At 47.9% G+C, this 21,905-nt stretch carries 16 protein-coding genes; 8 read left to right on the forward strand and 8 right to left on the reverse strand.

What is annotated here, in order from left to right:
• Positions 1-14 precede the first annotated feature (14 nt).
• Both RIF36_RS11830 and RIF36_RS11835 read left to right on the forward strand, forming a co-directional pair.
• On the forward strand, positions 15-2,882 hold the full coding sequence (locus tag RIF36_RS11830; RefSeq protein WP_350127501.1) for a glycosyl hydrolase: 2,868 nt from the start codon (positions 15-17) through the stop codon (positions 2,880-2,882).
• Between the two features lie 4 nt (positions 2,883-2,886).
• Positions 2,887-4,845, forward strand: coding sequence for a sialate O-acetylesterase (locus RIF36_RS11835; RefSeq protein WP_350127498.1), 1,959 nt, complete (start codon positions 2,887-2,889; stop codon positions 4,843-4,845).
• Positions 4,846-5,034: 189 nt separating this feature from the next.
• Here the strand turns inward: RIF36_RS11835 and RIF36_RS11840 are convergent, their stop codons facing one another.
• The 3 genes from RIF36_RS11840 to RIF36_RS11850 form a co-directional block, all read right to left on the reverse strand.
• Positions 5,035-5,406 carry a VOC family protein gene (locus RIF36_RS11840; protein WP_350120443.1) on the reverse strand — a complete coding sequence of 124 codons (372 nt, stop codon included), beginning with the start codon at positions 5,404-5,406 and terminating at the stop codon, positions 5,035-5,037.
• Between the two features lie 27 nt (positions 5,407-5,433).
• The gene (locus RIF36_RS11845; RefSeq protein WP_350074826.1) at positions 5,434-5,967 is read right to left on the reverse strand and encodes a DUF4199 domain-containing protein; all 534 of its coding nucleotides are present in this window, start codon (positions 5,965-5,967) and stop codon (positions 5,434-5,436) included.
• 113 nt (positions 5,968-6,080) lie between these two features.
• Positions 6,081-6,509 (reverse strand): response regulator transcription factor, encoded by a 429-nt coding sequence (locus RIF36_RS11850; RefSeq protein WP_350127495.1) that lies wholly within the window; start codon positions 6,507-6,509, stop codon positions 6,081-6,083.
• A gap of 118 nt (positions 6,510-6,627) precedes the next feature.
• Between RIF36_RS11850 and RIF36_RS11855 the strand changes: the two genes are divergently transcribed.
• From RIF36_RS11855 to RIF36_RS11870, 4 genes are all read left to right on the forward strand, one after another.
• The gene (locus RIF36_RS11855) at positions 6,628-7,254 is read left to right on the forward strand and encodes a TetR/AcrR family transcriptional regulator (protein WP_350087058.1); all 627 of its coding nucleotides are present in this window, start codon (positions 6,628-6,630) and stop codon (positions 7,252-7,254) included.
• 84 nt (positions 7,255-7,338) lie between these two features.
• Entirely contained in the window at positions 7,339-8,730 is a 1,392-nt protein-coding gene (locus RIF36_RS11860; RefSeq protein WP_350127492.1) for a TolC family protein, read from the forward strand.
• Between the two features lie 40 nt (positions 8,731-8,770).
• Entirely contained in the window at positions 8,771-9,820 is a 1,050-nt protein-coding gene (locus RIF36_RS11865; protein WP_350127489.1) for an efflux RND transporter periplasmic adaptor subunit, read from the forward strand.
• Between the two features lie 30 nt (positions 9,821-9,850).
• On the forward strand, positions 9,851-12,943 hold the full coding sequence (locus tag RIF36_RS11870) for an efflux RND transporter permease subunit (protein ID WP_350127486.1): 3,093 nt from the start codon (positions 9,851-9,853) through the stop codon (positions 12,941-12,943).
• A gap of 44 nt (positions 12,944-12,987) precedes the next feature.
• Here the strand turns inward: RIF36_RS11870 and RIF36_RS11875 are convergent, their stop codons facing one another.
• The 3 genes from RIF36_RS11875 to RIF36_RS11885 are packed head-to-tail and all read right to left on the reverse strand — an operon-like array spanning position 12,988 to position 16,295.
• Positions 12,988-14,817 (reverse strand): LA_2272 family surface repeat-containing protein, encoded by a 1,830-nt coding sequence (locus tag RIF36_RS11875; protein WP_350127483.1) that lies wholly within the window; start codon positions 14,815-14,817, stop codon positions 12,988-12,990.
• Between the two features lie 58 nt (positions 14,818-14,875).
• A complete protein-coding gene (locus RIF36_RS11880) occupies positions 14,876-15,820 on the reverse strand; it encodes a FecR family protein (protein WP_350127480.1) in 945 nt (314 codons plus the stop codon).
• Complete coding sequence (locus RIF36_RS11885) at positions 15,804-16,295, reverse strand: GFO_1088 family ECF-type sigma factor (RefSeq protein ID WP_350074813.1); 492 nt, start codon at positions 16,293-16,295, stop codon at positions 15,804-15,806. The genes RIF36_RS11880 and RIF36_RS11885 overlap by 17 nt, the downstream gene beginning before the upstream one ends.
• A 133-nt stretch (positions 16,296-16,428) precedes the next feature.
• On the opposite strand from RIF36_RS11885, the gene RIF36_RS11890 reads away from it, so the two are divergent.
• On the forward strand, positions 16,429-17,016 hold the full coding sequence (locus RIF36_RS11890; RefSeq protein ID WP_350127478.1) for a Uma2 family endonuclease: 588 nt from the start codon (positions 16,429-16,431) through the stop codon (positions 17,014-17,016).
• A 402-nt stretch (positions 17,017-17,418) separates the two neighbouring features.
• The gene (locus tag RIF36_RS11895; protein ID WP_350127475.1) at positions 17,419-18,174 is read left to right on the forward strand and encodes an SDR family NAD(P)-dependent oxidoreductase; all 756 of its coding nucleotides are present in this window, start codon (positions 17,419-17,421) and stop codon (positions 18,172-18,174) included.
• 81 nt (positions 18,175-18,255) lie between these two features.
• Here the strand turns inward: RIF36_RS11895 and uxuA are convergent, their stop codons facing one another.
• Positions 18,256-19,425, reverse strand: coding sequence for a mannonate dehydratase (gene uxuA / locus RIF36_RS11900; RefSeq protein ID WP_350090120.1), 1,170 nt, complete (start codon positions 19,423-19,425; stop codon positions 18,256-18,258).
• Positions 19,426-19,640: 215 nt separating this feature from the next.
• A complete protein-coding gene (locus RIF36_RS11905) occupies positions 19,641-21,905 on the reverse strand; it encodes an alpha-glucuronidase family glycosyl hydrolase (RefSeq protein WP_350127472.1) in 2,265 nt (754 codons plus the stop codon).

Below are 21,905 nucleotides of genomic sequence, written 5' to 3' on the forward strand. Positions count from 1 at the left end.
AAAAGTAAACTACCATGAAAAATATATTCCACATTGCCTCTGCGACGCTGTTTGCAGGAGTGCTTCTGCTCTCTGCTTGTGAGGTTCCAAAAACTGATGACGGACTCACAGAACTACGGGAAGGTTTTAAGAACCCGCCAGTCAAAGCCAGGGCCAAAGTGTACTGGTGGTGGCTCAATGGCTATGTTGACTCGGTAAGGCTTAAAACCGAACTGAGAGCCATCAAGGACGCTGGTCTTGGCGGCGTAGATATTTTTGAAATTGGGCTGCGACTAGCAAGTGATGAAAAAGGGATCATTCCTGCTGGACCTCCGTTTATGGGCGATGAATCGCTTCATTTGATAAAAATGGCCCTGGATGAAGCGAAGAAGCTTGATCTGGAAGTCGGGCTGGGTGTAGCCAGCAGTTGGAACGCTGGAGGCACCTGGGTAGAACCAGAACATGCTTCAAAAACACTTTATGCATCCAAAACGCAGGTGAGAGGCGGGAATGAAGTGAAAGTAAAACTTTCCTTTCCGGAAATTACGCCCGACAGAAACGGGAAGCCCAGAAAGATTGATTATCTGCCAAGCGGAAGACCAGTGTACAGTGAGGAAATCGCAGTGGTCGCTGTTCCAAAAGACGCCAAAAATTTAGGAGACACCTCCCGAATCTTTGACCTCTCCGCTCAATTTGATGCCGCTGCAGAAGAGCTAACCTGGCAGGCTCCTGAAGGAGAGTGGGACATTTACCGATACATTTGTTCCAATTCAGGCGAGCGGTTGATTGTGCCGTCTCCCAATTCTGATGGTCCCATTATCGATCATTTCGACTCAGCCGCTACCCGCATGCACATGATGTATTTCATCAACAAACTGAAGCCTCTCGTGGGAGATTTTAAGCAAAGTGCGCTCAAAAACCTCTACCTGGCCAGCTACGAAGCGAAGGAGTTTGCCTGGACGCCCACTTTGCCTCAGATGTTCAAGAAACTGCACGGGTATGAGATCAATAAGTTTATTCCTGCTATTTACGACGAGCAGCTATACGAGGAGAAGGTAAATGATGACTTTCAATTCGACATTAGAAAGACATTCTCGGAGCTAATGATTCAAAATCATTACGCCAAATCAAAAGAGGTTTGTAACGCCCATGGACTTGAGATCATATCGGAATCCGGCGGGCCTGGGCACATGCACCACATACCCGTTGAGACTTTGAAAGCATTGGGTGCGTTGGACGTTCCCCGGGGTGAATTCTGGTACAATCGGGAGTATTACAAAGAAGACAGCGTAGTAGATTATATCTGGCTGGTCAAAGAAATTGCCGCTGCATCCCACATCTATCAGCGAAATATCGTTGAGGAAGAAGCTTTTACCAGCTATTGGGACTGGCAGGAGAGTCCGAAAGACTTGAAAATTATAGCAGATCGGGCGTTTTGTGAAGGCATGAACCGACTGGTGATCCATGGGTTTACGCACAATCCATCTGAGTTTGGCCATCCCGGCATTGTTTACCTGGCGGGCACTCACTATAACGATAAACGGGTTTGGTGGCCCATGGCCAAAGCTTTTAATGATTACCTGGCCCGCAACTCTTACATACTTCAGCAAGCCAAATTTGTAGCCGATGTCTTGTACTACTACGGCGACGACGTGCCCAACCTGGTGCCACCTAAGAACACAAGATTCACGGCTGGCCCTGGTTACGACTACGAAGTAATCAATACCGATAAGCTGAGCGAATTGATTGTTGAAAATGGTGAATTTGTACTGCCGGGCGTTGGCAGATACAAAGTGCTGGCACTTGGCAATAATACGGAAATGAGCCCTGTTGCGCTGACCAAAGTGAGACATTTGGCTGCATCAGGGGCGGTGATCGTGGGAGGAAAGCCCAGCCGGGCAAACGGATTGGCTCGTCAGCCTGAGGCAACTCAACAAATTGTGAGTGGATCAGGCGATTTGTGGACGGGCGGAACGGAGAGTGGCAAGATAAGGTCAAGTCAATCGCCGGAGGAAGCCCTTAGAGGATTGGGGTTAGTGCCGGATTTCAGCTATCCCGATCAGGCCAGTGGAAAGCTGGATTTCATCCACTACGCCAAAGGCGATGCAGATTTTTACCTCATCCGCAATACGACAGATAGCTGGGTGTCGGAAAGCCTGACTTTTCGCCAGAAGAACAGGGCGCCTGAGTTATGGGATCCTAAAACAGGAGAAATGATGCCTATTCCGATTTTCGAAGAGAAAGGCAACACAACACTGTTGCCACTGTCGATTGCGCCATATGGGAGCTACTTCGTGGTGTTCACTAATCAGCCTGCGAAACCTAAAGGAAGCATCGAAAATACCGACATTATGTATACGCCGCATGGTTTCTACTCAAGGTCGGCAGGTGGGCAGGCAAAGGCGACAACCATCGAAGGAGAATGGAACGTTTCCTTCAGCGAGGAGTGGGGAGCACCCGCTACGGCTGTTTTCCCCGATCTTACTTCTTGGGGGCAATCAGAGGTCGATGGCATTAGGTACTACTCCGGAATCGGCACGTATGATAAGACGTTTGAGTTTGCAGGCTCAGGTGGTGAGGCGAACCGAGTGTACCTTGACCTGGGTGACCTTGCTGAAATGGCGGAGGTAACACTGAATGATCAGCCTGTAGGAATTGTGTGGACGAAGCCTTATCGGCTTGATGTCACTGACATGATCAAAGAGGGGGCGAATACGCTAAGTGTACGGGTGGCAAATACCTGGTCCAACAGATTAACAGGTGATGCCGTCACTGGGGAACAGTTTACGAATACAAATATCACAAACGCCAACAAAAACCTGACGCCGTGGAAGGATGTGCCGCTGAAAAAGTCTGGTTTACTCGGCCCTGTTCAGGTAGTTACCATTGGCCTTTCAAAATGAAGGTATGACTGAACGCCATCGCCATAGGATCATAGTAGCGGTTTGTCTTGCTGCTTGCATGGTTATAGCAGGCCAGGCAATGGCTCAGCTGAGTTGTGCTCAGCTGTTCTCTGACAACATGGTGTTGCAAAGAGGAATTGAAATGAACGTTTGGGGCACTTCCGCCAATGGCGAGAAGGTCATTGTGAAGCTGGATGGCTCTGTATCGTCTGCATTCGCCGACGAAAATGGGAAATGGAAGGTAAAACTACCTGCTCATGAGGCTGGCGGGCCCTATCAACTGGAAGTGGAAGGAGCAAGCGAAAAGCTTACGTTTAGTAATGTCCTCATGGGCGATGTTTGGTTTGCTTCAGGTCAGTCGAACATGGAGCATCCTATGGCTGGCTGGTCGTGGATTCCACGTTCGGAAGTAAAAGATTACGAGAAAGAGATAGCAGATATTGACTACTCGAATATCCGCCTTTTTAATGTGCCAAAAATGCCAATGCCCGTAGCGGCAGCCGACTTTGAGGCGTCTGCATGGGAGATGCCTTCGGTCGAATCAGTTGCCCGCTTTTCTTCCACTGCATGGTTTTTTGCTAAAGAGCTGAATCGGGAGTTGGATGTTCCGATAGGTATCATCCATAGTTCTTGGGGCGGGACGCCTATCAGGTCGTGGATGAGCCCGGAGTCAATGGTAATATTTAAGGACTCCATTGACATACCTCCGGCGGCGACCGCTTTTGATAAAGACGAGTGGATGGGAAAAGTGACGGAGTCTATGACGAACAATCTGGCCAGAAGGATGGCGATTAGCTTTCCCAGGGCCGGTGAAGTCGAAGCGTATGCCAGCGTGGGTTACGATGCAAGCTCCTGGAGCTCCATCAACCCGTTGGACACTGACATTGTATTCGGAAATGTAGTTTGGTTGAGGAAAGGGTTTCAGGTTCCTGAAAAGTTGGTTGGACATCCATTGAGACTCTCTTTGGGGTTTTTAGGCAGGGAAAGCCGTATTTTTCTCAATGGAGTGGAACTTGACCTTTTTTCGTACCCTCAACCAGTTTTGGTCGATATACCAGCGGATTTGGTCAAAGCTGGCGAAAATGTGTTGACGGTTCGTCTTGCCCAACCTTTCGGTGCGCCGAAGTTTTTTGGTGAGGAAAGGAGCTTCTTTATTGAGAATAGCAATTGCTCGTTTTCCATCAATCTTGCCAGGGAATGGCTTTTGAAGAATGATTTTGATGATGACTTTGGACCAGCTAAAAACTTTCACAACTCTCCCTCAAGCCTGTTCAACGGCATGGTGGCGCCAGCTACGCCGTATGCGATAAAGGGATTCATTTGGTATCAGGGCGAATCAAATGCCAGTCGGCCAGAATTGTATGCCCAGATGTTCCCCGAACTGATTCGCAATTGGAGAACACATTGGGGCCTTGGTGACCTCCCATTCTTGTTTGTTCAGCTAAGTAACCTCGAGTTGACCCATGAGTTTCACAAAATGAATAGCTCCTGGTCGAACCTTAGGGCCGAACAGCAAAACACGCTTGCACTGCCTAACACAGGGATGGCTGTTTCGCTCGATATAGGAAATCCATACAATATCCATCCTGCCAACAAACAGGATTTTGGCTACAGACTTGCTCTACAAGCCCTGGATATAGCTTATGACAAGCCTGTGGTGGCCGATGGCCCGTCGTACGAATCATTCTCGGTAAACGGAAACACCGTTGTGGTCCATTTTAGTGAAGCTGTTGAACTGAAGAAAAACAAAGTTGGCTTTGGGGCGAGCTTTGAAGTAGCGGGTGAGGACGGAAAGTTTGTGAAAGCGACAGGTAAGGTGAAGGGAAGCAGTCTGCACATTTCATCAACTGAGGTCAGCCTGCCGAAAGCAATTAGGTTTGGCTGGAGCAACAACCCTGAATACTATATCATTAATAAAGCCGGACTTCCTGCTTCTCCGTTTCTGCTTGAATTAGACAAATGAATATTCAAAAAATCTGACAGTTAGACGAGGTTGATTTGAAATGAAGACTACAAAAGTTTTGGAGTAAATGCCGCCGCTAGCTGCTAATTGAGGCTTCTAAGAGTGTCTGATGCTTCTGCATTTTATTAAACTTTTGTAATCTGAAAGGAGTCGTGCCCACAGCGGTAGCTGGTGGCACGACTTGACTGATCAATTCATCAACATCATATAAGCCCCCGCAGGATCCTGGATCAGGCAATAAGAGGTTTTCTCTCCATATTTTCGTTTTTCACCTATGACTTTGCCGCCCAGCTCCTCACATTTTGCCAGGCTGGCATCCAGGTTTTCTACTTTTACGTAAATCAGCCAGTAGGGGGGTAGGTTGGCATTTCCTCCGGCCTTTTTGCAAACGCCGCTCAGGAAGTTGCCTTCTTTGTCTTTCATTACATAGTCGTCGTAGTCACCCATGGACAGCCCCTGTTTTTCCCAGCCCACTACTTCTTTGTAGAATTCGCTAACACCTTCGTGGTCTTCCACAGTCAGGTCAAAGTGTACGATATGTCCAATTTTTTGCTCTTGCATGATCGTTTCTATTAATTGGTTTTTAAGTTAGTCAGTAACAGGAAGGAAGTTTTTACTTCGAAACAGCGCAGCGCATACGAGTGATATGACCAGGCCTACCGGGAAGATTTCCAATAACGTCATGCCAAACCGAACGACTGGATTTTTGTAGTTTTCAGCCATAGCATCCATCGAAGCTGTCATTTCATCAATTTCAGCCTGCGAGGCGCCTTCATCCTTCATTTTTTCGATGTAGAAATTGGTGTAGTCTGTCATGAAGTCGGGGGCAACGGTGTTGTAATATATTTCCCAGCCTATGCAATAGACAATTCCTGCCACGAGAGTGATCGCCAGCCCTGTTAACAGGGCTTTTCCAAAGGTGATACTTCCGTCCAGGTATTTGTCTCTAAACGCCTTCACACCAAAGAAAATCATCGACAAGGCCGCAATCATCGACACATAGCCGAGGACCATACCGAGGTCGTAGTTTCCGTTCTCCTTGCCAATAGGCATGGTGAGGTACATAAGCACCACTACAATGGCACCTGCAATCAATCCGTAGGTAATAATTACTTTTCTCATAGTTCTGTCATTTGTGATGTCTCAAAACAAGCGTTCAAAGGCATTTTTCCACTCATACTTTGGTATGAATTTATGAGTTCAGCCGATAATAGTACTAAAGTACCGGCAGTTTGCTACTGGATGAGGCTGAGCTCCTTTGCTTTTTGAACAGCCTGCGTCCGGCGCCTTGAGTCTAGTTTGGAAAATAGATTGGCGGTATGAGTTTTTACTGTGCTGAGGGAAATGAATAGTTTGTCTGCAATTTCCTGGTTCGAGAAGCCTTCAGCCATTAACTGTAATACTTGCAACTCACGCTGGCTGATTTCCAGTCTCCTGAGTTCGTCCTCGTTAAGGTGAAACTTTCGCTGTACAATAACGGTGGGTCGTCGTTTGCCTATTATTTTTCCTCCAGCCCAAACTCCGATCAGCACAAAAAGCAAGGCTACAGCGCCAACGTAAATCTCTAATGACAAATCCCGCACGAAGAACCTGTATTCCAGCATTTTCAGCAGGAATAGCAAGGCTGCCATGCTCAGGCCGTATATCACAATGGTTCTGGTCATTGAGTTTGATATATTGATCTTTAGGTCTTGAAAGTAAGTTTTTTTGAAGGAAAAAATTAGTGAAACTTGTTTTACTTAACACCGTTAAGTATGTTTGTTCCGTTATTTGAAAAGTATCATGGGTATATCAGAGCGCAGAGAACGAGAGAAAGAAGAGATGAAGGAGTTGATCCTCAAAACAGCCAATAAGCTCTTTGCAGAGAACGGCTTTGAGAAGGTAAGCATGAGGAATATTGCCGACGAAATAGAATACAGCCCAACTACGATTTACCTCTATTTCAAAGACAAGAATGAGTTGTTTTATGCATTGCACCTGGAAGGGTTCCGGATGCTGGCGGAAGAGTTCAGACCACTGCTGGACGTGAGTGATCCCATGGAACGAATGTACCAAATGGGGCTCCGCTACATAAGGTTTGCTTTCGAGAATCCTGACTATTACAGGCTTATGTTTCTGGTGAAGGATCCTTTGTGCACCTCCGAAACGGACGACACTTGGGAAGCAGGTCACAATGCCCATGCTTTTTTGGAAAAGGTGGTTATGGACTGCCAGGCGGAAGGGTACCTGGAGGGTGTAAGCATGCGATCAGCCGCACTTATGATCTGGAGTTTTGTCCATGGCCTTGTGTCGTTACAAATTTGCGATAGAATGAAACTTTATCAGGAGGTTGACCGTGAACAGTACGTCACCGATGCTTTTGAAGCTTTTCAATTAATGATAAGAAATTTTAAGTCAGTCGAAAAATAGACGACTTAAATATAAAAGATGACGGTCAGGCCTTGTCCTGACCTTTTTTTGAACTGTAAGTTAACACTGTTAATTAAATAATGTATGTACACCAAAGTGACACTATTAACCGTTTTTCTACTTTTTTCGGGCATAGGTAGTTATGCACGTCAGATCGAAGCGACTGCTTCAGGGGGAGTCCTGGATCAGTATGTGGCTGAAGCCCTGGCCGCCAATCTGACATTGAAACAGGAGAACCTGGCGTATGAGCAGAGCCTTCAGAGTCTGGCCCAGTCGAAGGCACTTTTTATGCCTTCTGCCGGCATAAGTGCTACTTATTCGCTGGCACAAGGGGGTAGGAAGATCAGCTTTCCCATTGGAGACCTGCTGAACCCAGTCTACACAACGCTGAACCAGTTGACCGATTCGCAGCAGTTTCCGCAGGTGAACAATGAGGAGATTCAGTTCCTGCCCAACCGCTTTCATGAAACCAAGCTACGGGTGGTTCAGCCGCTTTTCAATTCCGACATCTGGTATGGTTACAAGGCGCAGCAGCAAATGGTCACCGTGCAGCAGGCCAAAAGACAGGCCTATGAAACACAGTTAAAGGGCATGGTCAGAGAGGCCTACTTCAGCTACCTGCAGTCGATGGAGGCAATCAGGATTTATGAAAGCTCAATGAACCTACTCGATGAACAGGTGCGTGTAACGCAAAGCTTTTTTGATGCACAGCTTGTGACCAAAGATGCGGTTTACAATGCCCAGCTGGAAAGAAGCAAAATGGACACTCAGTTAAACGATGCCCGAAAAAATGAGCATTTGGCAAGGGCCTACTTCAATTTTTTACTCAACAAAGAGCTTGATGCAGCGATTGAAGTTGACCCTCAATTTTCCGGCGATTTTGCATTACCTCAGGCAATAGCCGACAATACCGGCAATCTTACAGAGCTCGCTTTGCAACAGCGAAACGAACTGCAGCAGGTACAGCAGGCCCAGGAGGCGACTAGTTACCTCATCAAGCTGAACGAAGCCAACCGGATCATGCCCAACCTTGCAGTGATTGGCGACTTGGGCTACCAGGGATTTGACTACAAATTCAACGGCGACCAGCAGTTCAGTATGCTAATTTTCAGCCTGCAGTGGGATCTTTTTAAGGGGGGAGCCCGCAAGGCAAAATACCAGTCGGCAGTGTTGCAGAAAACAACGCTCGAAACCCAGGAAGAGCAGCTAAAAAAGCAAATAGAACTACAGGTGATTCAAGCCTACGAGGAGGCCCGCTCGGCAGCTAACAACCTTTCCAGTGCTGAATACGCATTGAAGACCTCGGAAAGCGCTTTTAAAATCACACAGTCGAGGTTTCAGCAGAACCAGGTGCTGCCGCTGGAGTTCCAGCAATCGCAACTGAACTACACAAACGCTCGCTTGAGCTACAGCATCGCCAAATACAACCTGCTCAAGAGCGTCAATGAAGTCGATAAAGTAATTAACAGCTTATAGTCAATCCATTTTTTAAGAAAGAGACTCAATCATCAATACCATGAAGAATTTCATTACTCCAACAATCATTATTCTGTCTGCATGGGTGCTGTCTGCCTGCACGCAGAACAAAGCATCTGAGATGCAGATAGACAAAAATGTGGTGGCGGTTCGCCTCGACAGTGTTAAGTCAGAGAAGGTGGCCAAGCCGGTTCGCACCAGTGGTTTGGTTTCCTCCGAAACGGAAAGCACGTTGTCATTTAAAACAGGAGGCATCATTCAGAGAACCTATGTAAAAGTGGGTGATCGGGTAAAAAAGGACCAGCTTCTGGCTTCACTTAACCTCACTGAAATCCAGGCCCAGGTGGTGCAGGCTAAAAATGGTCTGGACAAAGCCACCAGAGACCTTGAGCGTTTCAAAGGACTTTTAGCGGGCTCAGCGGCAACGCTGGAGCAATTCCAAAACATCACCACGGTTTATGAAAATGCAAAGGAGAGCTACAGCATCGCCTCTTACAACCTTACTAACTCCCAAATCAGGGCTGGCTTTGATGGCGTAGTGCTAAAAAAATGGGCCAACGAAGGCGAGATGATCAGTGGCGGCAATCCAGTCTTTTCGCTGAGCGCTCGAAACCAATCAACGTGGGTGCTAAAGGCAGGCGTGGCCGACAGGGATTGGGCCAGACTAAATATCGGAGATAAAGCCGTTGTGCATTTCGACCATCTCGGAGAGCAGGTCATTGATGCTGTTGTCATCAGGTTGGCACAAGGGGCCGATCCTATGAATGGCACCTACCAGGCGGAGCTCCAACTGGAGATTGGGAAAGATCAGCTACTAGCCAATGGGCTTGTAGGTAGTGTTGTTATTTCGCCTTCAAAAACCCGTCAGGTAAATCTGATACCTATCGAATCGATTATTGAGGGCAACGGCAGCCAGGCTTTTGTTTATGTGCCTGCTAAGGGAAATACTGTGAAAAAGCAACCAGTGAGCGTCGCCTATTTTACTGAAAAGGATGTGGCTATCAGCAGCGGTCTGGAGCATACTGCTCAGGTAGTTTCGGCTGGGTCTGCCTACCTCAATGAGGAGTCAACCATCATGGTAGTGCAATAATTTTTTACTGAATAAAAAAGAACAACGAAGATGAAGATATCAGAATTTTCAGTAAAGAATTACCAGTTCACTCTTATCGTGTTTGCCATGGTCATCGGGTTGGGCCTGAACTCCCTGTTCAACATGCCCAGAGGTGAGGACCCCGAGTTTGAGTCGCCTAGTTTCGCAGTAGTAGTGGTTTATCCTGGCACAAGCCCTGTGGATATGGAGGAGCTGGTGGTTGACCCCATCGAAAAGAAGATAAGCGAGCTGGAGGATGTGAAGAAAATCGTCAGTAATGTAGACGATGGCCTGGTAGTGATGCGTATCGACTACAAGTACGAAATTGACCCCGACGATGCCTATCAGGAAGTAATCAGGGAGATGAACACCGTGCAGCAGGAGTTGCCAGCAGACATATTCAGCATAGAAATTCGCAGGTTTACGCCTACAGATGTTAATATTCTGCAGATCGCTTTGGTATCCGAAACGGCTACATACCGACAACTGGAAACCCAGGCTGACGAATTAAAGGAGCGGCTAGAGGAGGTGAAAGCCCTGAAGAAGGTCGAAGATTGGGGTTTCCCCGAAACAGCAGTGAAGATATCGTTGAATTTGGAGAAAATGGCAGCAGCTCATATTCCATTGAATGCTGTCCTCGGAGCCATTCAAAGTGAAAATGTGAACATGCCTGGAGGGAGCGTCAATGCTGGTACGAGAAGGTTCAATATCAAAACAAGCGGGAGCTATACCAGCCTGGAGGAGGTGCAAAACACCATTGTGTACTCTGCGGCCGACAAGGTGGTGTACCTGAAGGACATCGCCGACGTGGCTTTTGACTATGAAGAAGAAAACCACCTGACCCGCCTGAACGGCAAGAGGGCAGTGCTGGTGACGGCGGCCCAGAAGGAGGGACAAAACATTTTCAAAGTGCAGGAGGTCTACCAGCCTGTGGTGGATCAGTTCAAAGCGGAACTTCCATCCAACATGGAGCTGGTGCAAAACTTTGACCAGGCAAGCAGTGTTGATCGTCGTCTCAGTCGGTTTGTGAAGGACTTCATCATTGCTATTCTTTTGGTATCAATCACTTTGCTGCCACTTGGTTACAGAGCGGCCATAGTGGTGATGGTTTCTATTCCTCTTTCTCTCGCCATTGGCCTTTTCATGCTCGATATGCTGGGCTACACCATCAATCAGCTGAGCATCGTCGGACTGATTGTGGCTTTGGGCATTTTGGTTGACGACAGTATTGTGGTGGTGGAAAACATCGAACGGTATCTTCGTGAAGGATATGGTAAGAAAGAGGCTGCTATTGAAGCCACCAAACAGATCGGTCTGGCTGTGGTTGGCTGTACAGCTACATTGATTTTTGCCTTTTTGCCATTGCTGTTTTTGCCGGAAGCTGCTGGCGACTTTATCCGTAACCTGCCCATGGCCGTGGTTACTACGGTGATTGCATCCCTTTTCGTTTCGCTCACCATTGTGCCCTTCCTATCCAGCCGGGTTCTAAAAACACACACTTCGTCAGAAGGAAACATCTTTTTCCGTGCTTTAAAAAGATTGATCAGCGGCTCTTACTCAAAGTTGCTGGACAAAGCACTAATCCGACCATGGGCTACCCTGGGTATCGCATTTCTTATCTTTTTGGGTGCGTTGGCTTTGGTGCCGTCAGTTGGCTTTAGCTTATTCCCGGCGTCAGAGAAACCTCAGTTCCTCGTGAACATTGAGACACCGGTGGGTACCAGCTTGCAGGAAACTGACAACGTGGCAAAGTATGTAGAAAAGGCATTGGCTGAGGAGCCGACCATTACCTACTACACCACCAATGTGGGCAAGGGTAATCCTATGATCTACTACAATGTGGTGCCAAAGGCCGAAGCTTCCAATTTCGCACAGTTTTATATACAGCTTGAAAGCGATATCAGGCCCGAAGAGAAAATCAAAACCATCGACGAATTGAGAGAACGCTTTCTGTACTACCCCAATGCTAAAATTGAAGTGAAGGACTTCGAACAAGGCCCTCCAATAGAGGCGCCCATTGCCATCAGGGTATTTGGAGAAAACCTGGATACCTTAAGGAGCCTGACGCTACAGGTGGAGAAAATTCTCAAAGACACTCCGGGTACCATTTATGTCAATAATCCTCTGGCCACGCTGAAAACTGACCTGCGCTTCCGTATTAACAAAGACAAGGCAGGCATGCTGGGAGTGCCCCTGGCCGAAGTGGACAAGGCTATCCGGATGGCGGTAGCTGGCCTGACTATTGGTGACTTTACGGACGCCAATGGCAAGGAATATAACTTGCTGGTGACCGTGCCGAAAGGGAGCATCACTGATATGTCGGTGTTCGACAAGGTGTATGTCAATAGCTACAAGGGAGCATCGGTGCCGCTCAGTCAGCTGGCTTCGCTGGAGTTTGAAACGAGCACCAACCTGGTGAAACACTATGACAAGGAGCGGTTTGCCACCGTGACAGCCTTTGTGGAAAGCAACTACCTGGTGGAGGCCGTAACGCAGAAGGTGGTTGCCGATATGGATCAGTTTGATTTTCCTCAAGGCTACTCTTACAAAGCCGCCGGTGAGCAGGAGAGCAAAGAGGAAAGCTTTGGAGGGCTCGGTACCATTATTCTTATCACAGCCTTCGGCTTTATGGGCATTTTGGTGCTGGAGTTTGGTACCTTCAAAAGCTCACTGATTGTGCTGTCAGTAATTCCTTTGGGAATTATCGGAGCCATTTTGATGCTACTGATCACCGGATACACTTTCTCTTTTACCGCTACCGTTGGGTTGATAGCCCTGGTTGGCATCGAGGTAAAAAACTCAATACTGTTGGTGGATTTCACCAATCAGCTGAGGCGAGAAGGCATGGAGCTAAATAAGGCGATTCGGGAGGCGGGAGAAGTGAGGTTTGTGCCCATAGTGCTGACGTCACTCACAGCCATTGGTGGCTTGACTCCGCTGGCATTGGAAGGTAATCCCTTGTACTCGCCATTGGCCATTGTATTGATAGGCGGATTGATCAGCTCAACGATCTTGTCAAGAATAGTAACGCCAGTGCTCTACAAATTGCTGCCACCGAGTATTGTGGTGGAGAAGAAGCAAGCACCTGAGGAAGGGCTGGGAATGGTGCCGGTACCGGCTTAGAATGTATAGGTATTGCCTCCAGCATTTGTCGGGAGGCAATACCTTTAATAAAACTCCAAACTCATCGTCAAGCTCGGCCAGAATTTCCACACATAGTTAGGCTCGCTGATGGTGGCCACTTCCAGGTAGGAGAGTTTGTAGCTATTATAGTTGGGCGTCCACCAGGCATTCACGCCTGCACCAATCACAAAGTACATCGACCAATCCATTCGACGCCCATATACCATGTGAGGGTTTAGCATCAGATTGAAAGGCTGTTTGTCTACTCCATCGAAGTTAACCCACGACACATTGATCCGGTAGTCTTTAAATGCCAATTGCTGAAAGTCGTGTGGGTCGAACAAGGAACCTTTGCTCACGCCATAACCCCAGGCTTGCTTCGGCCAAATCGACTGGTTGTCTGGAATAAATAAGTTGCGGCTATAGAAAACGGTGTTGGCTATTTGATCAGAGCCGGTCGTGATTCCCACGTTTGTTTGAAAGGTTTCGTTAGCCCAGACCCTACCTGACAAGCGTGGGCCAATATTGACCAGTCCAAGGGCCCATCCGCTATTTTGTCTAAAAACGTTGACTAACGCAAATTGATGGCCACTTGATTCTTTCGACATATTGACGAGACCAAACTGCAAGCCATTGGAGTTTTGAGCCTTGTTAAAAAGCCCGATTTGGTAGCCGCCCATTCTGTTTGAAAAATTAACAGCACCCAACTGTAGCCCATGGGTTTCGGAGTCCACTGAATTGGGGCCATTCATGCTTTTGTTCCTGTTCACCACGCCAATCTGCGCTCCGAAAAGGTCGCCTCTGGCATAATTAACTCCTGCCAACTGCACGCCGGTGACGAAGCGGCCTGTGTAATTGAAAAAGCCTGCTATTTGCAGCCCGTGCAAATTGTTAGCTGTCATATTCGCCACACCACTTAGCTGCCAGCCAACGGTGCCACTGCCAGCCATGTTGATGAGAGAGGATGCCTGGAAGCCGGTGACTGACCCGGTAACCAGGTTGGCAAGTCCTGCCGCTTGTATGCCAAGAAACGGGGACTTAAGTGCTTCGAGCTCTGCCCTGGTATAGCGTTTTTGCTGCTGCATGTCGCCACCTACCACATTTAGCACGCCAGCCATTTGAAAGCCATAGGTGTTGCGCTTGCTGAAGTTGGAGAATCCTGCCAATCCGAAAATATTACTACCGGCAGAATAGTCGACGGTCAGGTTGATGGAAATGCCGTTGTAAGAATTTCCAGGATTGAGCCCATTGGTGCCGAGCCCTGGTGCTAACGACACGTTGAAAAGCCGGTATTTAAACAAGGCTTCACTTTCCAATTGCTGCGACGGCTCACCACTGGCCAGCAGCGTATTAGTTGAGTCTTTGGAAGCTTCCGGTTGTCCCATAAAAGCGTAGGGCATTGGTTCGTCCGCATAAACCGGAGTCAGTTGCATTGGTCTTCTTTCGTCGGTAATGCTTTCATTGGATTCACTTGGTTTTTCGATTGGAAAGGAATCGGGGCTTAACCTAAGTACTGAATATGTGTGCTTGTCAAACAGTGAGTGGGAGGGGATGCTCTTTTTTCTGAAGTTGAGCTTTTTGTAGCCAAATGGCCAATTATAAGGACTCGGAGCTGGTTGCGTTTTTGGTTTGCCCGCTGTCACAGCTTTCGCCTTGTTCTCCGACTTTGGCCTTAGCAGCACAGTGCTGCCACTTATTGTGTATTCCAGGGAAGTTTCAACGCTCAATTTGTCCAGTGCTTCTGTGAGGGTGCCTGCTGTTTCTACGGTGCTTATTTGGCGGGTGGGCAGGAAGTTTTTGCTGTAGAGGAAATGCACATGAAACCTCTGGCTGATGTGCGTAAGTGCGGAATCTATTGGGACAGACTGCGCCATGGCTCTGAATTGAAATAGCATCAGAGCGAGAAAAATGAGAGCCCAGTCGATTAGCCTTTTAGCAACCACTGCCTTTAAGAATCACTTTACTATTTTGCATTTCATGGGTAATCTTAAACACGTATTTTAAAGCATCCAGCAGCTGTTCCAGGGTTGGGTCGTCAAATGTGCCGCTAAACCGGCAATTGGAGATGACTGCCTCTTCGAAGGCAAACTCAACACCAAAGTATCCTTCTGCATCCTCCAAAAGCTTTTTCAAAGGTGCATCTTCGAACTGGAGTTGCTTCGTTTTCCAGGCGATCAGGTTGGGGTCAAACGACTCAAATCGCCGAATGGTATTTGACTGCTCATCGTATACAGCCCTTTCCCCAGCCACTACAAAAACCCTTTCATTCAAATTGCGGTCATGAGATGAGAAGGCGACTTTCCCTTCGCTCACTTCCAGCTCGACTTTGGCTGAGCCAGGTAGCCACCTGAGGTAAAAAGACGTGCCCAGCACTTCTGTGGTTGCCTTACCGGTAAGCACTTTGAAGGGACGTGCTTCATCCCGTTTTACGTCAAAAAAAGCTTCTCCTTCGAGGTAGACTAATCGGTCTGCAAACCCCCCCTGATATTTCAGACTGCCGTTTTTGTTCAGTGTGACAATGCTGCCGTCGCTGAGGTTGATAATTTTTTGATCAGTTTCAGTTTTGACTTCTACCCACCGAACAGGTTCAGCGTCTTTCGAAAAGTAGTTGAAAAACATGTAGCCGAACAACACAAGCAGAGCCAGTGAGGCCGCAATTTTGGCGGCAAAAAGAAAGGAGTGCCTTCCCTCCAGCTTTTCCAGAGGAAAGGAGGGAGGCGCCACTTTTCTTTCGGACTCAAAGAACCTAAATAAATCCTTTTCGGGACTTAACTGATCATCGCCAGTTTCCAGCAACTTTTCTTCATCCAGCGAAGTCTCGCCGTTGTAGAATTTGTCGAGCAATTCTTTCTGGTCGGTTTTATTGATATTTTTCATACTGCTCTTTCAGTTTTTTCCTTGCCCTGGAAAGCACCACACGCACATTGTTGGGAGTCATGTCGGCTACCTCGGCAATTTCGTCAATTTCCAACTCTTCCACACCCCTTAGCTGAAGCACAAGCTGCTGGCTCTCAGGTAGCTGCCGGATAAGTTGTTTCACAAGATTCAGATGATCGGAGGCCTCTATTCGATTTTCATCAGTGGAATGTCCGTTGTCGTGAGACGCCTGAAACTCCACCGAGTTGCGACTCTTTTTTTTCAAGTGATCCAGACACAAATTGCGGGTCATCTTCAACCCAAAAGCTTTTATGTTGTTGTAGTCGGAGACTCGATCACGCATTTTCCATAGTCGCAGAATGATTTCCTGCGAAATGTCCTCGGCATCTTCATCGTTATTCATAAGCCACCTGGCAAGCCTGTAAAAGGGCTGCTGTAGTGGGACAATAGCTGATTTAAATTCTTCCCGGGTCATTCGTAATTAAAGACGAGCGAAAGGTTTGATCATTACAAGATCGTAAAGAAAAAACGAGGAAGCCTGGACTTTACTTGTTGAATGAAGTTTTCCTGCTTTTTGTTAACTTACAATATAAATCAGATATGGCTTTATGCTAAGCGAGTATATCATAGGGGGAAGATGGGTTGAATCCATGACAGACGATGAGTTTTATACCTTCTGTGTGGAAAACGAGAATATTAAATTTGAGCGTGAGCCCGATGGCCAAATTGTTATTATGTCACCTACAGGATTCAACACCGGAGATCGGAATTCCGAAATCATCATGCAGCTTGGTATTTGGAACAAAGAGCGGCGTTTAGGAATAGTTAGCGATTCTGACACGGGTTTTTATTTGCCTAATGGTGCAATGAGAAACCCGGATGCGGCTTGGACAAGCAATGATCGATTGAAGTCAATTCCCAAAGCTGAACTGGAGAAATTTCCTCACCTCGTGCCAGATTTTATCATAGAGCTGGTGTCAAAGAGTGATTATCCGAAGAACCTCGACGCCAAGATGAAGGAGTGGATAAACAATGGCTGCCGCCTTGGTTGGCTGATTGATCCCTTTAATGATACGGTGACAATCTACTCTCCCGCCAGGGAACCGGAAGTAGTGAAGGGTTTTGATCAAAGTGTAAGTGGGGGAGAGGTATTGCCTGGGTTTGAGTTGGATTTGAAAGAACTTAAAGTGGCGTAGAAATGGAAACTAGCTTTCTCGCCAGTTTCCTCTGCGTGGTCAAAACGGACTTCTATTTCTGCAAACTCGCAATTCCAATCCTGTGAGTCTACCAACACAAGTATAGCCAGGGTTCGTTCTCCTATCCAGGCCATCGGATATTTGGAGACCATACTCCGTCCGCATGGGTATGTATGCTTTGCGTTTTCCCACCAACTGAACGATGTTTTTTCGCAGCATAACTTTCTATGTTGTTCTTATCTCATTTGCTACTATGTCGCTGAACGAAATGGTTTTTTCGACCAATTCGTTGATGCCAAAAATCATGTTCCGGCTTGATAAAGCTCACCACCATATCGCCAACGATAGGCCGTCTTTTCTGTTTATTAGGTAGAAGGAATAATGAACTAAACACCTAAAGTTATGGATAAGTCACTAAAAAATAAGGTAGCGCTAATTACCGGCGCAGGGTCTGGTATAGGGAAGAGCACCGCTTTTCTGTTCGCCGAAAATGGCGCAAGCATAGTGGTTGCCGACATCAATGAGGCCCACGGTAAGCAAGTAGCCGACGAGATCAAGCAAAGAGGAGGAAAGGCAATATTTGTAAATGTTGACGCATCCAATCCCGCTGATGCCAGGAAGAGTGTAGATGAGGCGGTGAAAGCATTTGGCAAACTCGATATTGCCGTCAACAATGCCGGCATTGGCGGGCCCGCCGCTCCCATTGGCGAGTATGATATTGAGGGATGGAACAAGGTGATTGCCGTGAACCTTTCCGGTGTCTTTTATGGCATGCGGTATCAGGTGCCTGCCATGCTTAAAAGCGGCGGCGGAGCCATTGTGAATATGGCGTCTATTCTTGGTCAGGTCGGTTTTGCTACCAGTCCAGCTTATGTAGCTGCCAAACATGGTGTTGTGGGGCTTACCAAAAACGGTGCACTTGAGTATGCGGCCATGGGAATCAGAGTTAATGCTGTTGGCCCCGGGTTTATTAAAACGCCGCTATTGGACAATAACCTTACGCCGGAGGTGCTGGAGTTCCTCAAAACTAAACATCCCATAGGAAGGCTGGGTGAGCCTGAAGAGGTGGCGCAACTCGTCCTGTTTCTGGTAAGTGACAATGCTTCCTTTATCAATGGATCATATTACGCCGTTGATGGCGGCTACCTGGCGCAATAGGCTTTAGTTTAAAAAAGGAGACGGTAATCCGTCTCCTTTCTACTCATGAGGGCTATTAGTTGATACTTTTTGTTTTCTTACTTACATGGCTCTGTCGATGCCCAATTCCAACCCCCTCAGCTCCGCCAATCCTCTTAACCTACCAATGCCTGTATAACCAGGGTTGGTTCTTTTATGAAGATCATCCAGCATCTGGTGACCGTGGTCAGGGCGCATCGGGATGGATACCTTGCGTTTTCTCATCACCTGAACGATTTCCTTCACCACAGCATACATGTCCACATCGCCATCGAGGTGATCTGCTTCAAAGAAGTTGCCTTCGGCATCTCTTCTGGTACTACGCAGGTGCAGGAAGTGAATATGGTCGCCAAGTCGTTGCACCATGCCGGGCAGGTCATTGTCGGGGCGCACACCATACGAGCCGGTGCAGAAGCATAGTCCGTTCGCAGGAGAAGGAGCAGCGGCGATCAGGTCTTTGGCATCTTGTTCCGTGCTCACAATCCTTGGCAGGCTCAAAATTGGGTATGGGGGATCATCGGGATGAATGGCCATTTTTAATCCTTCGGCTTCGGCCACAGGAACTACCTGCTGCAGGAAATAGAACAGGTGCTGCTTGAGTTTTGCCCTGTCAATTCCCTCGTAGGTTTTGAGCGCATTCAGAATCTGTGGAACCGTGAAGCTTTCCTCACTACCTGGCAAACCCTGAAGTGCATTGCTGAAAAGCATGTCTTTTTCACTCTCGGTCATGGAGCTGAAGCGCTTTTTAGCTTTGCTTATCTCGTCAGTGGTGTAGTCTTTTTCAGCGTTTGGTCTTTTCAGCATACAAAGATCGAAAGCGATGAAGGCTGATTTCTCGAACCTTAGTGCCTTGCTGCCATCTGGCATAGTATAGGCCAGGTCGGTGCGCATCCAGTCCAGAATGGGCATGAAGTTGTAAGTGACAACTTTCAGCCCGCATTTGGCAACGTTCTTAAGGCTTACTTTGTAGTTCTCGATGTGTTGTTTGAAATCTCCGGTCTGTTTTTTTATGTCTTCTGAAACAGGCAGACTTTCAATCACCGTCCAGGTAAGCCCGGCCGATTCTACTTCTTTGCGGCGCTTGGTAATTTCTTCTACAGTCCAGATATCCCCAACCGGTATATGATGCAGGGCTGTCACTACGCCGGTACATCCGGATTGTCTGATATCTGATAAGCTAACCGGATCTTTGGGCCCGTACCAGCGCATCGTTTGTTCCATTAAGTAGGCCATAACAGTATTTTAGAGTTCAAATGTATTAGGGTGTGAAGATGATAAAATAACAAATAACAAGCTCCAAAAAAGAAGAAAATCCAAAATCAAAACACAAATTTCAAACAGGTAACCTGATCTCGTCGGAGGGTGCCGACCTTTTTTTTGAGACGTTGGCGCTTTCTGATGTTAACACATAAGCTGTTATTTAATATTTGTATTTTGCGATTTACTATTTACCCCCTCCCTGGCGCATAAGGAAACTTTAGATCCATGTAGTATTCCAGCGTTTTGTCACTTTTTTCAACACCTTTTGGCAAAGGCCTTTTCGAGAATGTCTGAAAGTACAGCAGGCAGGAATTTCTCCACCACACCGCTTCTTGTTCCTGAATGGACAGCAGCATATTTACATGCTCCCAGCGTTCTTTATCGACAATAGCCTGCTGCTCTTTCCACTTTTGCTGCATGGCACGCACCTCGTCAACACCTTGCTGATAGTGAAGAGCAATTTCGTCCCACAACGTTTTACCCGACTTCATTTTGAAGTCCCAGGGTAAATGATGAAACCAAAGGAGGTCTATGTCGGGGCATGTCTTTGCATCCGCCCAAAGCCTGGCTGCTAAAGGCGCATACTGCTCCAGCGCATTGCTGCCGGTAGCCGTACGGTCGAAGCCGATGCCTGCTGAGTCGGCCTTATGGTAATAAACAGACGTCCAGTCGGCACGGGACATTTTGCTTACCCAGGGGCCAGGGCCATAGTGATGACCAGCACCCATAATATGGTGAAGTCCAAGCGGTGTGCTGTAGTTAACCACGGTCTCTCTTGAAGTCAACATCATTTCTCTCATGGGCTCTACGAATGTAGGGTCATTGGTGAATGTCATTTTGAGCCACTCGTTGGCAATGTGGGCCGAACTAAGCTCGTGGTTCCAGGCAAGGCGGCCAAAGGCAAACCAGTTGGCCTGCCCGAAAGGATGTCCTGTCCAGTTGCGGTCGTTACCAATATTGGTGACGCCGGCAATGCCTGAGATAGGCTGCCCGTCAAGCGAGCCATCTACCACTTTGGCTACTGTGGCCAATCGGTTGATTGGGAGTGGGCTTTGTGGAACAGGGGGTCTCTCAGTGGGACTAGGGTTTCTCAGGTCAGGGTTATTCAATGCACGGGGCTGGGTTGGATTGGCACCCCTGGCGTAGGTGTCTGCATCTAGTGTTTCTTTAAAAAGGGGGGCGAGGTAGCAGAGGTTAGTAGCCTGACCAAGGTATTCCTGAGTGATTTGAAACTCAGCCATGATAGGGGTTTTGGGCATGGCACCAAACAAGGGATGGAATGGCTCTCTTGGCTGAAAGTCGATAGCACCATTTTTCACCTGCACCATTACGTTCTTTCTGAAAGTACCATCCAGTGGCTTGAACTCGTCGTACGCCTGCTTGGCCCGATCCACTGGCTGCTCATTGCTGTAAACAAACGCCCGCCACATCACAATGCCACCATGAGGTGCCACCGCATCCGCCAGCATATTGGCGCCGTCTGCATGGCTGCGACCATAATTTTGAGGTCCTGGCTGCCCTTCGGAATTGGCTTTCACTGTAAAACCACCAAAGTCGGGGACATAGGTCATAATTTCTGTTACCTTGTCCTTCCACCACTGCTGCACTTTAGGGTCCAGCGGATCGGCAGTTTCGAGCCCACCAATTTCTATGGGGGCACTGAAGCGGGCCGTGAGATAAACCTTTAGCCCGTATGGTCGAAATACATCTGCCAGCGCCTTTACCTTTTCGAGGTACATAGGGGTGAGCACCAGTGCTTTGGCGTTGACGTTGGTAATGGCTGTGCCATTGATGCCAATAGAAGCACAAGCACGGGCGTAGTCAACGTATCTCGGGTCGATGTAACCAGGCAACAGATGCCATTTCCAGAGCGAAAACCCGGCATAGCCACGTTCCACAGTCTGATCCAGATTGTCCCAATGATTGAGAATGCGGTGCTGGATTTTTGGCGAGTCAGTGATCGTGAAATCATTGTCAAGCGGCTGATGAGTCTGGATCAACCTTAGTAAGTGAAACGTACCGTAGAGTACCCCGACTTCTGTGTTGGCAGCGATCACCAGCGCATTAACCCCTCTAACCTTCCTGTTAGAGATCAGGTAGCCTTCCTTACCCAGGTCTTTCAGCTCCCCGGTCAGGTTGAGCCCAGCCACAATGCTGGAACCTTCTGGTGTGCCAGCGATGATCCAGCCTGTTTTTCCAAAGGGACTACCAAAAGCGATTGGCTTATCGAGAAGTCCCGATAGCCCGTTGTTGAGTTCGGTTTTGATGGCTTCAAGGGTGGGGGAGTAGCCCTCCACTACATAGCCGCTGATTTGTGCCCGGTACTTGTCCAGCACAGCTTGGTTCTCTATGGTTTTGTATCGCAGCCACAAATCGTAGCCGTCTTCGGCTTGCCCTGCGAAGCTCACCAGTACAAACGTCAGCAGTAGGTAAATTTCTTTTTTCAACTTCAC

This window comes from Imperialibacter sp. (assembly GCF_040222815.1).
Taxonomy (GTDB): domain Bacteria; phylum Bacteroidota; class Bacteroidia; order Cytophagales; family Cyclobacteriaceae; genus Imperialibacter.